General features: G+C 58.1%; 15 protein-coding genes. 8 read left to right on the top strand and 7 right to left on the bottom strand.

The window, feature by feature from the left end; genetic code table 11:
• Nucleotides 1-71 precede the first annotated feature (71 nt).
• The 3 genes from rsmF (at nucleotide 72) to CW267_RS02685 (ending at nucleotide 2,149) form a co-directional block, all read left to right on the top strand.
• Nucleotides 72-1,505 carry a 16S rRNA (cytosine(1407)-C(5))-methyltransferase RsmF gene (gene rsmF / locus CW267_RS02695; protein ID WP_008804274.1) on the top strand — a complete coding sequence of 478 codons (1,434 nt, stop codon included), beginning with the start codon at nucleotides 72-74 and terminating at the stop codon, nucleotides 1,503-1,505.
• Between the two features lie 115 nt (nucleotides 1,506-1,620).
• Complete coding sequence (locus CW267_RS02690; protein ID WP_002911393.1) at nucleotides 1,621-1,860, top strand: YebV family protein; 240 nt, start codon at nucleotides 1,621-1,623, stop codon at nucleotides 1,858-1,860.
• Nucleotides 1,861-1,957: 97 nt separating this feature from the next.
• Nucleotides 1,958-2,149: a YebW family protein gene (locus tag CW267_RS02685; protein WP_002911395.1), complete on the top strand. Its 192-nt coding sequence runs from the start codon at nucleotides 1,958-1,960 to the stop codon at nucleotides 2,147-2,149.
• Here CW267_RS02685 and pphA read toward each other — a convergent pair.
• Nucleotides 2,146-2,799: a protein-serine/threonine phosphatase gene (pphA, locus tag CW267_RS02680; protein ID WP_008804273.1), complete on the bottom strand. Its 654-nt coding sequence runs from the start codon at nucleotides 2,797-2,799 to the stop codon at nucleotides 2,146-2,148. The two genes, CW267_RS02685 and pphA, sit on opposite strands and share 4 nt — an antisense overlap.
• Nucleotides 2,800-2,954: 155 nt before the next feature.
• Here pphA and CW267_RS02675 point away from each other — a divergent pair, with 155 nt between their 5' ends.
• Nucleotides 2,955-3,923: a VirK/YbjX family protein gene (locus CW267_RS02675; protein WP_162493241.1), complete on the top strand. Its 969-nt coding sequence runs from the start codon at nucleotides 2,955-2,957 to the stop codon at nucleotides 3,921-3,923.
• Between the two features lie 103 nt (nucleotides 3,924-4,026).
• On the top strand, nucleotides 4,027-4,170 hold the full coding sequence (locus tag CW267_RS30270) for an Ecr family regulatory small membrane protein (RefSeq protein ID WP_046621074.1): 144 nt from the start codon (nucleotides 4,027-4,029) through the stop codon (nucleotides 4,168-4,170).
• A 644-nt stretch (nucleotides 4,171-4,814) separates the two neighbouring features.
• Here CW267_RS30270 and CW267_RS02665 read toward each other — a convergent pair.
• Genes CW267_RS02665 through yobA form a run of 3 tightly spaced genes read right to left on the bottom strand, consistent with a single transcriptional unit; the run spans nucleotide 4,815 to nucleotide 6,417 of the window.
• Nucleotides 4,815-5,153 carry a YebY family protein gene (locus CW267_RS02665; protein ID WP_008804271.1) on the bottom strand — a complete coding sequence of 113 codons (339 nt, stop codon included), beginning with the start codon at nucleotides 5,151-5,153 and terminating at the stop codon, nucleotides 4,815-4,817.
• 16 nt (nucleotides 5,154-5,169) lie between these two features.
• Complete coding sequence (gene copD / locus CW267_RS02660; protein WP_100780970.1) at nucleotides 5,170-6,039, bottom strand: copper homeostasis membrane protein CopD; 870 nt, start codon at nucleotides 6,037-6,039, stop codon at nucleotides 5,170-5,172.
• Nucleotides 6,040-6,042: 3 nt separating this feature from the next.
• The gene (gene yobA / locus CW267_RS02655; RefSeq protein WP_038421459.1) at nucleotides 6,043-6,417 is read right to left on the bottom strand and encodes a CopC domain-containing protein YobA; all 375 of its coding nucleotides are present in this window, start codon (nucleotides 6,415-6,417) and stop codon (nucleotides 6,043-6,045) included.
• A 113-nt stretch (nucleotides 6,418-6,530) separates the two neighbouring features.
• On the opposite strand from yobA, the gene CW267_RS02650 reads away from it, so the two are divergent.
• Together CW267_RS02650 and exoX are read left to right on the top strand one after the other, a co-directional pair.
• Nucleotides 6,531-6,761: a DNA polymerase III subunit theta gene (locus tag CW267_RS02650; RefSeq protein WP_100780971.1), complete on the top strand. Its 231-nt coding sequence runs from the start codon at nucleotides 6,531-6,533 to the stop codon at nucleotides 6,759-6,761.
• A gap of 78 nt (nucleotides 6,762-6,839) precedes the next feature.
• Nucleotides 6,840-7,499, top strand: a complete 660-nt coding sequence (gene exoX, locus CW267_RS02645) for an exodeoxyribonuclease X (protein ID WP_008804267.1) — start codon at nucleotides 6,840-6,842, stop codon at nucleotides 7,497-7,499.
• Between the two features lie 3 nt (nucleotides 7,500-7,502).
• Here exoX and ptrB read toward each other — a convergent pair whose 3' ends face one another.
• From ptrB to CW267_RS02630, 3 genes are all read right to left on the bottom strand, one after another.
• On the bottom strand, nucleotides 7,503-9,563 hold the full coding sequence (gene ptrB, locus CW267_RS02640) for an oligopeptidase B (RefSeq protein ID WP_012541258.1): 2,061 nt from the start codon (nucleotides 9,561-9,563) through the stop codon (nucleotides 7,503-7,505).
• 120 nt (nucleotides 9,564-9,683) lie between these two features.
• Complete coding sequence (locus tag CW267_RS02635) at nucleotides 9,684-10,346, bottom strand: tellurite resistance TerB family protein (protein ID WP_080895567.1); 663 nt, start codon at nucleotides 10,344-10,346, stop codon at nucleotides 9,684-9,686.
• Between the two features lie 141 nt (nucleotides 10,347-10,487).
• Entirely contained in the window at nucleotides 10,488-10,835 is a 348-nt protein-coding gene (locus CW267_RS02630) for a YebG family protein (RefSeq protein ID WP_012967680.1), read from the bottom strand.
• 135 nt (nucleotides 10,836-10,970) lie between these two features.
• Here CW267_RS02630 and purT point away from each other — a divergent pair, with 135 nt between their 5' ends.
• Entirely contained in the window at nucleotides 10,971-12,149 is a 1,179-nt protein-coding gene (purT, locus tag CW267_RS02625) for a formate-dependent phosphoribosylglycinamide formyltransferase (protein ID WP_012541255.1), read from the top strand.
• Nucleotides 12,150-12,184 lie beyond the last annotated feature (35 nt).

Raw genomic sequence — 12,184 nt, 5'->3', positions numbered from 1 at the left:
CACGCCCCGGTGTCCTGCACCGGGGCGTTTGTGCTAAACTGCGCACCCTTTTTTTCTGTGGTGCGCTGCCTGTGGCTGAAAATACTGTCTATTTCCCTGAAGCGTTTCTCGCTCAAATGCGTGCGGCAATGCCCGCGCATCTCTCTTTCGACGACTTTATCGCCGCCTGCCAGCGCCCGCTACGCCGCAGTATTCGCGTCAACACGCTGAAAATCAGTGTGGCCGATTTTCTGTCTCTGGTCGCCCCGTATGGCTGGCAGCTGACGCCGGTCCCCTGGTGTGAAGAGGGATTCTGGATCGAGCGGGACGGCGACGATGCCCTGCCGCTGGGCAGCACCGCCGAACATCTCAGCGGGCTGTTCTATATTCAGGAGGCAAGCTCGATGCTGCCGGTCGCCGCTCTGTTCGCCGATAACCCGCAGCCTGAACGGGTGATGGATGTTGCCGCCGCGCCGGGGTCTAAGACCACCCAGATTGCCGCCCGAATGGGTAACGCGGGCGGCATTCTGGCCAATGAGTTCTCCGCCAGCCGGGTGAAGGTGCTGCATGCCAACATTAGCCGCTGCGGCATCAGTAACGTCGCCCTGACTCACTTCGACGGCCGGGTTTTCGGCGCGGCGCTACCCGAAGCTTTCGATGCCATCCTGCTTGATGCCCCCTGTTCGGGCGAAGGCGTAGTGCGTAAAGATGCTGACGCACTGAAAAACTGGTCGCCGGAGAGCAACCTCGACATTGCCGCCACCCAGCGCGAACTTATCGACAGCGCCTTCCATGCCCTGCGTCCTGGCGGGACGTTGGTGTATTCGACCTGTACCCTGAATCGCGAGGAAAACCAGTCGGTTGTTCAGTGGTTACTGTCCCGTTATCCGCAGGCGGTGGAGATCCTGCCGCTGGGAGATCTGTTTTCCGGCGCGGCCGATGCCTTAACCGCAGAAGGATTTTTGCACGTGTTCCCGCAGATCTACGATTGCGAAGGCTTCTTTGTCGCTCGCCTGCGCAAGACCGCGGCGATCGATCCGCTCCCGGCGCCAGGCTATAAGGTCGGCAAATTCCCGTTTACGCCGCTGAAGAGCCGGGAGGCCGCCGCGGTAACTGCCGCCGCCAGCGCTGTTGGCCTGGTGTGGGACGCAGGTCATACGCTGTGGCAGCGGGATAAAGAGCTGTGGCTGTTCCCGCAGGCTATGGAGCCCCTGTTTGGTCAGGTGCGTTTTTCACGCATCGGCGTACGCCTGGCAGAGGTGCACAATAAGGGGTACCGCTGGCAGCATGAGGCGGTTATCGCCTTTGCCGCGCCGCAGCGCGCCTTCGAGCTGACCCAGGAGGAAGCGGAGGAATGGTATCGCGGACGCGACGTCTATCCGCAGACCGCGCCGCAGCAGGATGAGGCCATCGTGACCTTCCAGGGTGTCCCGCTGGGTCTGGCCAAGCGCGTCGGCTCCCGTCTGAAGAATAGCTACCCGCGCGAACTGGTGCGCGATGGGAAACTTTTTGCCGGCAAGGTGTGACGCCGCGCAAAAAACGCGCACTTTTTGACTGGCGGTTTTCACCCCATTGACTACGCTGAAAAATGACGGCCTCAACTGGTCGTACCACAACTCAGCTGAAAAATGGGGTGAAGCGATGAGTAAAACCAATGTCCGCATCGGCGCGTTTGAGATAGACGATGCCGAACTGCACGGTGAACATCAGGGAGAGCGAACGTTAAGTATTCCCTGCAAATCCGATCCAGATTTATGTATGCAGCTTGACGCCTGGGATGCCGATACCAGCGTGCCCGCTATTCTCAATGGCGAACATTCCGTGCTCTACCGTAAACATTACGACCGCCAGTCTGATGCCTGGGTCATGCGCCTTGCCTGACTCAAATGAACCCGTCGCCTGAGACGGGTTATTTATTTCCCCGTCCCGCCGTCATCCCCTACACTAAAGAGTATGTGAACCCGAGCATGAGGCCAGGATGTTTGCCTTGGTGTTGTTTATTTGCTATCTGGATGGCGGCTGCGAGGACATTGTGGTTGACGTCTACCGCGAGGAAACGCAGTGCTTAGTGGCGATGGAGGATCAGCGGATCCGCCACGGCGGCTGCTATCCGATAGAAGATTTTATTGATGGCTTCTGGCAACCCGCCAGCGAATACAGCGATTTTTAACCTGCCGATTGTAGCGCCACCAGCGTCAGCGTTCCGCCAAACACGGCGCCCGTATCAATATAGTGTTGATTATCGCGTTCATAAGGCGTGCGAAGCGGCGTATGGCCAAACCAGAAATGGTCTGCTCCGGCGATGGCGCCATGACGTCCCGCCAGATGTTCGCTCAGGCGATGACGGCTCCATAACACCCGCTGGGGATCCACCGGCTGCTGCCAGCGATAGACTGGCGCCGGATAATCGGCATGGGCGATCACATGCCGGGCATCTGCACACCCAACTTCAATAATCAACGGTAGCCGCTGACAACGCGCTAACAGCCGGTCGGCTTCGGCCCGCTGCTGCGCGGTGCCCCGGCCATACCAGTCGCCGCCATTCATCTGCCAGAGTGCCATATCCCCGCTCTCCAGCGCCTCCAGCGCCATCTGTTCATGATTCCCCCGAACGGCCCTGAACCAGCGGCAGCGCAGCAGGCCGAGGCAGTCAGCGCTCTGCGGTCCGCGATCGATCAGATCGCCCACGGAAATGAGCAGATCGGCCCAGGGATCAAAGCGCAGCTGACGCAGGCGGCCCATCAGTAGCGCAAAGCAACCATGCAGATCGCCCATCAGCCAGATATTACGCCAGTCGCTACCATTAATACGTTGATACATATAATTACCTCTCTGCTGTAATTATAGGTAATTGCGCCGAATCCCCGTGATTTTTATTTACACCTCAATCGATTTTAAACAAACGGGAAATATAGTCGGCCAGAGGATTAAGCTTATCAGAAGCTCGCTTTAAAATAGGAGGAAATAACAACGAGGTGTTTATCGTGACAGACAATAGCCTGCATTCAACCAGCGTGCTTGCGCCGCGCTCGCATCTTATTGCCGATCTGGTGATGGGCAGACTAATACCTGCACCTATCTGGCGGCAGAAAAATTTTCGCCTTAAATTTCTGCTGCGTACGGCGTTATTTTATAGCCCCACCAAAGCAATGCTTGAGTCGCTTAGCGCCCGTGACGATTTTAATCAGCTTCTGACCGCGCAGGCGACCTTGCCGGGAAAAGTGCACCGTCAGTACCTGACGCGCGATCTTAACGCCTGGCAGCGGGCGATGGCGGTGATAAGTCATTATCGCTACATCGATACCCTGCAAGGGTCGCTGCTGGCGCATGCCATGACCGCGGTGAGCGAGGTCCCGCTGCTGACGCTGAACGGAAAAGACGACAGCCCGTTCACTCTCTCCGCCTCCTCAGCCGGGAAGGCTGAGCGCGAGGGCGAAACCACATTATGGCTACGCGACGGCGATCACACCCTGTTGGCCAGCGCAACCTTTAGCGTGACCTGGGACGGTGAAGCCTGGCAACTGGTCATCGGCGGCCTGCAGGGGCCACGGCGCCACGTTTCCCATGAGGTGATTAAGCAGGCCACTCGCGCCTGCTTCGGCCTGTTCCCGAAGCGCCTGCTGCTGGAGTTCATTTGGCTACTGGCCGCTCGCAGCGCTATCGAGTCGATTTATGGCGTCAGCGATAACGGCCATGTGTTCCGTGCCCTGCGCTATCGTCTGAGCAAGGGCCGCCATTTCCACGCCAGCTACGACGAGTTCTGGCAGTCCATCGATGGTAAGCCGGAAAGCGCGTGGCGCTGGCGGCTGCCGCAGCGTCTGGAACGAAAATCACTGGAGAGTATCGCCAGCAAAAAACGGGCCGAATACCGGCGTCGGTTCCAGCTGCTGGATCAGCTGGCTGAGCAGGTGGACATCCTGACGCAACCGCGCCATGGTGCGTAAATGTCGCTGCGGATAGCGCCGCGCTGACACGCGGCGTTTGCTTATTCGGTCGTTATTTCGCTACTATCATGGCCCCTGGCGCCATTGGATAGTGGTTGGCATGATGAGTAAAACCGAAATTTTCCTGCTGATTATTCTTGCGGTCATTCTGCTGGGCTGCGTATGGTTTGTTTTTAGTGATGAAATTTGGCTTTTGCTCTGCTATCTCGAAAGTAAAATATATCCCACCTTTAGCGTCCCTGAATAATTTTAGCCGCTGTAAATAGCGGCGCATTCGCTTATTATTTTTAGCGATACGGTCGTTCATTGATAGCTAATCGCATGAATTGCCAAACCTATTAGACTTTGCTTATTTTATTTGTCATACAAATGTGTATACTAGCAGGCTTCCGATGTTGGCCCGCCAGTTAACCTGCACGCCGGGCCTGGTTAGGTGCAGGTTTTTTCTTTTCTCTTTCCACCCCAGCTTCAGATCTCTCCTTCCCGACGCAACCCTTCCTCAGGATGCGATTTGTGTGTAAATGGATTGTGTATGCTAAAAACGGTGTGCTATAACGGGACATCCAGAGGCCAGCCTGGGGTTTGACTGACATGATGTCGCTGGCTATTGCGAAAGCAGAAAGTTACCGATAAAAAGAGACCGAATACGATTCCTGTATTCGGTCCAGGGAAATGGCTCTTGGGAGAGAGCCGTGCGCTAAAAGTTGGCATTAATGCAGGCTAAGTCGCCTTGCACTATAAGAATAGTTTAACGCGTCAGCTTTTCCAGTCCGTGGCCAATGTGGTCGTATAATTCCTGGGAAACGGCTGTCAGCCAGTAAAAAACCGCCACTGCCGTTATCCGGCAAGGGCGGTTTTTTTTATGCTATTACAGTAAGATAACGCGGAACGCTAGCAGAGCTTCTGCGCTCGCTCGATAAATGGCGCAAGGCTCATTTTTTGTCCCGGGTGCTGCGGATCGTCGATCTGGATCACCGAGATCGGCTGCGCGGTCGTCTTGCCGGCTTTAACCTGCTGTTCCGCGACGTCATTGAGCGGATACTGGACCAGCGTACTCGGGTTGATGGCGTAAAGCGCGTTACCCGGACGGCAGGTCAACATCACCTCTTCACGGTTGAACGCCCAACTCTCCTTCCCCACTTCAAAGCGGCTCACGGTGATAATTTGCGGCGCCGCCAGAGCAGCCCCGGAGCTTGCCAGTAACAACATGGTCAGAACAATTTTTTTCATGATTTTGCCAGTTAATTCAATAAGGTTCCCAGGTGGCAAACAGACTGACGGCCAGCAGCGCCAGCGCGCCCAGCCCTATCTCAGCCTGCGTGGTTCGCAGGATCAGGCTTTCCGCCCGCGAACCGCTTGCCGACATGCGCGGTACCAGAACATACCTGTTCACTAAGGCAATTACCACCATCCCGGCGACCAGCGCACATTTGATCAACAGCATGCGTCCCCAGGGCGAGGTTCCGATCACCGCCCCCTGGATCAACAGCGCATTGACCACGCCGCTGGCAAGGGTGCCGGCCACCGCCAGATGTCCATAACGCGAAAAGCGCGCCATGGTATAGACCGCAGCCTGACGCCAGCGCCCCTGCGCCAAACGCAGGCAGTAGATGAAGGGCAACAGGCCGCCGAACCAGCTGGCGACGCAGAAGAGGTGGACGGCATGATTAGTGCGCTGCAGGGCGCCGAGTAAGCCATCGTGCATAGCAGCATGCCCAACCCCGGCGGAAAGCAGCAGCTGGGCCGCCAGCAGGGCCATCAGTTGCCTGGCGCCGTGATGGGGACGGATCCACACCACGGCGAGAGCAGTCAACGCCAGCAGGATCTGCCAGATCCACACCCCGCCGAAGCGGGTTCCCGCTACCGCCTGCCAAACGGCGGGCTGCCAGACATCCGCCCAGCCGTCGCCCATTATCCCCCCCTGCAGCAGAAACAGCGCCACGGTTGAGAGCGCGCCAATCAACATCAGGGGGCGCAATAGCGGATAAAAGCGGTGCATCAGCACGCGCCTCAGCGGTACCGGCGCCCACCAGGCGCCATACAGCACGCAGCCAAAAGCCAACATCAGGGTGATAAAGTGCCCAAAACGCAGCGTGATATAGAGCCCGGTCAACATCGATCACTTCACGCTAAAAGTGTATTGCCCTTTGGTTTTATGGCCGTCAACCGAGACCACATGCCATGCTACGGTGTACTCCCCCGGAGACAACGTTTCCGCCAGGGGTAAGGTGACCTGAGCGGGGTTGTCAGCGCTGCGGGTCAGTTTACCGGCGGCTACCGCGTGCTGCTGCGGACCGGTGACGGTCACGCCGCTGAAGGCCGGTTCGATCCCTTCGGAGAAACTGAGCGTCAGCGTCTGAGGGGGCGCGGTCAGTTGGGCACCCGCGGCGGGGATCTGCTGTTGCAGGTGAGCATGGGCGAAGGCGCCTGCCGCGGTTAACATACCGGCAAACGCAACGGAGAGGCGCAACGCGCGTCCAGCGAGGAGTCGCATATTCGTCATTCCCTTTTGTTATGTCTGTAGGACAGAGAATAACCCTGTATAATGGCAGAGTCGAGCTAAGCGTCAGCGCCTCGACCGGGTTTACCAGCACACTGGAGTTAATAATGGAAAGAAATCTGGCCAAAATTTCGCAAGCTGAGATGGATAAGGTCAACGTCGATCTCGCCGCCGCCGGCGTCGCCTTTAAGGAGCGATACAACATGCCGGTGGTCGCTGATTTGGTCGAGCGTGAGCAGCCCGCCCATCTGCACGACTGGTTCCGCGAACGACTGATCGCCCATCGGCTGGCCTCTGTCTCGCTTTCCCGACTGCCCTGGGAGCCGAAGCAGAAATAATGCGCGCCCGTCTGCTCCCCATCGGTTGGCAAGACCACCCAATTCCTTTACGCTTGTTGTTTTGCTCTGGAGCGAGCCATGCTGCGCGTCATTGATACCGAAACCTGCGGCCTGCAGGGGGGCATCGTCGAAATCGCCTCGGTCGATATTGTCGATGGGCGAATCACTAACCCGATGAGCCATCTGGTGCGTCCTGATCGCCCCATTACGCCGCAGGCGATGGCTATCCACCGTATAACGGAAGAGATGGTCGCCGATAAGCCGTGGATTGAAGAGATTATTCCGCATTATCTTGGCAGCCCCTGGTATGTCGCGCACAACGCCAGCTTTGACCGCCGGGTGCTACCGGAGATGAGCGGCGAGTGGATTTGTACCATGAAGCTGGCCCGCCGCCTGTGGCCGGGTATCAAATACAGCAATATGGGGTTATATAAATCACGTAAGCTGAATGTGGCGACCCCGCCGGGGCTGCATCACCACCGCGCGCTGTATGACTGCTATATCACCGCCGCGCTGCTGCTGGATATCATTAACGTTTCCGGCTGGACGCCTGACGAAATGGCCGATATCACCGGCCGCCCGGCGCTGCTCACCACCTTTACCTTCGGCAAATACCGGGGTAAAGCGGTGGCCGAAATTGCTGAAAACGACCCCGGCTACCTGCGCTGGTTATTCAACAATCTCGACCGGATGAGCCCCGAACTGCGTCTGACCCTCAAACACTACCTCGGGGAATAATCGTCACACAGCCGCTTTTCCCGGCAGTGTCCCCTGCGCCAGGGCAATGAAAAAGGCATACTCCAGGGCCACCCCTTCATAGCTTTTAAAGCGCCCGGATTTGCCGCCATGGCCGGAATCCATATCGGTACAGAGCAGCAGCAGGTTATCGTCGGTTTTCAGTTCCCGCAGTTTGGCCACCCATTTCGCCGGCTCCCAGTATTGCACCTGGGAATCGTGCAGTCCGGTGGTGACCAGCATATGCGGATAAGCCTGCGCCCGGACGCCGTCGTAGGGGCTGTAGCTTTTCATGTAGTGGTAATAGGTTTCATCCTGTGGATTCCCCCACTCTTCAAATTCCCCGGTGGTCAGTGGAATAGATTCGTCCAGCATGGTGGTAACCACATCGACGAACGGCACCTGGGCTATCACGCCATGAAACAGCTCAGGACGTTCGTTAACGGCCACGCCCATCAGCATCCCGCCGGCGCTGCCCCCCATGCCATAGCAGAGCTGCGGATCGCCGTACCCCTGGGCCAGCAGCGCGTCACAGACGTCCAGATAGTCGTTGAAGGTATTTTTCTTACACAGAAATTTGCCGTCCTCATACCACTGCTGCCCCAGCTCGCCCCCGCCGCGGACATGGGCGATGGCGTAGACAAAGCCGCGGTTGAGCAGGCTCAACCGGCTGGCGCTGAAATCGGCATCGATACTCTCGCCATACGAGCCGTAGCCATAGACCAGCAGCGGATTGCTCCCTTTGCGGAAATGGTCGCGATGGTAGACCAGCGATACCGGAACCTCGACGCCATCACGGGCGGTCACCCACAGGTGTTCGCTCTGGTAGCAGCTCGTGTCCAGCCCCTTCACCTCCTGCTGCTTGATAACCCGCCGCTCGCCGGTATCCATGTCCAGTTCAAACAGGGTGTCCGGCGTGGTCATGGAGGAATACCCGTAGCGCAGTCGCGACGTTTCGGGTTCCGGATTATAGGCAAGCCAGGTGACATAGGCCGGATCGTCAAAGGCGATCCCTACCACCTCCCGGGTCTTGCGGTTAATTTGCCGCAGGCTGGTCAGGCCGCGCTGGCGCTCCTCGACGACCAGCCAGTCAGTAAACAGCGTAAATCCTTCGAGCATCACGTCGTGACGCGGTGGGATCAGCGTGGTCCACTGATCTTCATCGCGCAGCACGGTACGGTAGAGGCCAAAATTCTTCCCCTCGCGGTTAGATCGTAGATAGAACGCGTGCTGATAGTGATCGAGGCTGTATTCGTGATCTTTCCGCCGCGGCAGGAAGCAGACCGGCTCGGCGTCAGGCAGTTCGGCGTTGAGCAGCAGTGCTTCACTGGTAGTGGCACTGGAGAGATAAATCACCACGAACTGCTGGGAAGTGGTCTTATGTACGCTGACGTAGAAGGTCTCATCTTTTTCTTCATAAACCAGCACATCACTCTGCGCCGCGGTACCCACCGTGTGGCGCCAGACCTGATAAGGCAGCAGCGTGGTGGGATGTTTACGCACGTACCACACAAAGCGGGAATCATTGCTCCAGGCAAACCCGGAGGTAACATTTTCCAGGATCTCCGGGTACCATTCACCGCTGCTAAGGTTGCAGAAGCGCAGGCCATACTGGCGGCGGGAAAGATAATCCTCCGCCACCGCCATCAATTGGTTATTCGGCGCGACGCCCAGTCCGCCAAGGGTGTAGAACTCACTTTTCGCCGCCCGCTGGTTGCCGTCGAGCAGGATCTCCCACTCGTCCCACTCCTCTTTGAGCACCGACTGGCGCTGATAGATGGCGTATTCACAGCCCGGCTCGTAAACCTGACGGTAGCGAAAACCATTTTTACTGTAAGGGGCGGAGACTTCCCGTTGCGGAATGCGGTCGATAATTTCTTTCAGCAGACGTTCCTGCAGGCTGAGCTGCGAATCCATCACCCGCTTGCCATAGGCGTTCTCCGCGTGCAGGTACTCCAGCACGTCAGGTCGCGCGCGCTCATCGTCGCGCAGCCAGTAATAGTTATCGATGCGTGTATCGCCATGCAAGGTCATGGCGTGAGGGATCCGTTTGGCTTTAGGTGGCATGTTGTTCTTCTGCTGCTTTATCGTGACACAAGAGCATTCAGGTCACACGGCGGCGCCTGAATGATGACGTGTCTATAAGGGTGGCAAAAGACGCGGGCGATGCAAGCGAAACGTGATAATTTAGACGCTTAGCGCTTGTTTTTGTGACTGGATATCCTGTTCTATATCGGCCCGGACATCCTTTGGCAGTGACAAAGCGTCTCCCAGCGCGTTCAGATAACTGCGTTCCATAAAGTGGTCGATATCAATGACCGCGCAGCTGACGTAGTAGAGCTCCAGTGCCTCCTGCGGATCAACGATGCCCTCCGCCAGACGCTGAGGATCCAGCGGTTGGGCCAGCGCCTGGTCGATCAGCACCCGGGCCTGAACGTCGATATTGGCCGCCCGCAGCTGGGCTTCAATATTAGCCCGTTCGTGGTCATCTATATGACCATCGCTCCTGGCGGCAAAAACCAGTGCGGTGATCAGTCGCACGCTGCGCGGATCAACGTCCGCCGGCACGGCAGCCGGCGTGTTCGCCCCGGGGACAGGCGCGTTTTGAGCGCGCATCTTCTGCTGATACTTGTTCCATAACACCGTACCCGCCACCGCCCCACCGCCAGCCAGCAGCGCGCTGGTGCCGTACTTCGCCAGCAGTTTGCGTGAGGATTTACTGGCCACCAGCAACCCGGCCAGCCCGCCAATCGCGCCGGGCAGCAGTGCGCTCCCTTTTGACGACTCGCCTGTCGATGACGCGCCCTGCTGCCCGAGCAGCGACTGCAGTTGATTAAGCCAGTTAGCCATGGTTTTCCTCTCAGGTGATAAAACACTGCTATCAGCCTAAACGACGCGATGTCAGGAAATGTTAGATCTGGCTAAAGATGCGCAAAGGTGGGCGCGGCAGACAAATCCCTGCCCAGCCAGGCCATAGCTGGCTGCCGCCAGTCAGGCCACTTTCGCCTTACGCGCTTTGGTCGCTGGCGCCGCGGCGTCTTCCGCTGGAGAAGCCTCTTCTGCCGCCGACGGCGCGGGTGAGTCGTGCGCGGACGCATCCTGCTCCGGCAATCGGCCGACGCGCAGGATATGCTGCAGCGCCTCTTTTCGCTCTGCCAGCCACATCGCCATGGTGTCACGCTGGGCGTCATCCATCTCCAGCGGCGATGCCACCAGCCAGTCATTCAGCACCTCTGCCAGATCGAGCATTTTGTCGTAAGCGTCGGCCTCTTTTTTGCTGGCAAAAGACATTTTTTCCTCACCTTCGCGGATCACAACATATTTAATTTCAACCGCCATGCTGCAGCCTCTCAATACTGTATTTTTATACAGTATAACAAATTTCCTCTCCGGACTCAACTCACGCGCGTAAAGACAGACGCAAACGTTTTCGTTTATAATCGGCAGCATCTTTTTTTACTGCGGAAGAGAGTTATGACTGTATTAGGCACCGCGCTGCGCCCGGCAGCCACCAAAGTAATGCTGTTAGGTTCCGGCGAGCTGGGCAAAGAAGTCGCTATTGAATGTCAGCGTCTGGGCATTGAAACTATCGCCGTCGACCGCTACCCCGATGCCCCGGCGATGCAGGTCGCCCACCGCGCCCATGTCATCAATATGCTGCACGGCGAGAGCCTGCGCGCTCTGATTGAACAGGAAAAACCCGATTACATCGTGCCGGAGATCGAAGCTATTGCTACCGATACCCTGGTTGAACTGGAACAGGCCGGGCAGAAAGTAGTCCCCACGGCGCGGGCGGCTAAGCTCACCATGAACCGCGAAGGCATTCGCCGCCTGGCGGCAGAAGAGCTGCAGCTCCCCACCTCCAGCTATCGCTTTGCCGACAGCGAAGAAGGCTTCCGCGCGGCGGTCACCGACATCGGTTTGCCGTGCATCGTCAAACCAGTGATGAGCTCCTCCGGCAAAGGTCAGAGCTTTATCCGCTCGGCTGACCAGCTCAGCGAAGCCTGGCGCTATGCGCAGCAGGGCGGCCGCGCCGGCGCCGGGCGGGTGATCGTCGAGGGGGTGGTGAATTTCGATTTCGAAATCACCCTGCTCACCGTCAGCGCCGTCGACGGCGTGCATTTCTGCGCCCCGGTTGGCCATCGCCAGGAAGACGGCGATTACCGTGAGTCCTGGCAACCGCAGCAGATGAGCGACCTGGCCCTCGAACGTGCCCAGGCCATCGCCCGCAAGGTAGTGCTGGCGCTGGGGGGTCATGGCCTGTTTGGCGTGGAACTGTTCGTATGCGGCGACGAGGTGATCTTCAGCGAAGTTTCCCCGCGCCCACACGACACCGGCATGGTAACGCTGATCTCGCAGGATCTCTCGGAATTCGCCCTGCACGTTCGTGCCTTTCTTGGACTGCCCGTCGGCGCTATCCGCCAGTATGGTCCCGCCGCTTCCGCAGTGATCCTTCCGCAGCTGACCAGTCAGAACGTCAGCTTTGGCCAGCTGCAATCGGCCGTCGGGGCTGGCCTGCAGCTGCGACTGTTCGGCAAGCCCGAGATTGACGGTACCCGCCGCCTGGGGGTGACCCTCGCCGTTGCCGATTCGGTTGAAGAGGCCGTAGCGCGGGCTAAAACCGCCGCCGCTGCGGTCATCGTCGAAGGCTAAAGACAAAAAAACCCGGTCGCGTTGCCGCTGACCGG

This window comes from Klebsiella sp. X1-16S-Nf21 (assembly GCF_002837615.1).
Lineage (GTDB): Bacteria > Pseudomonadota > Gammaproteobacteria > Enterobacterales > Enterobacteriaceae > Klebsiella > Klebsiella variicola.
This window is presented reverse-complemented; position numbering and strand designations above follow the sequence as displayed.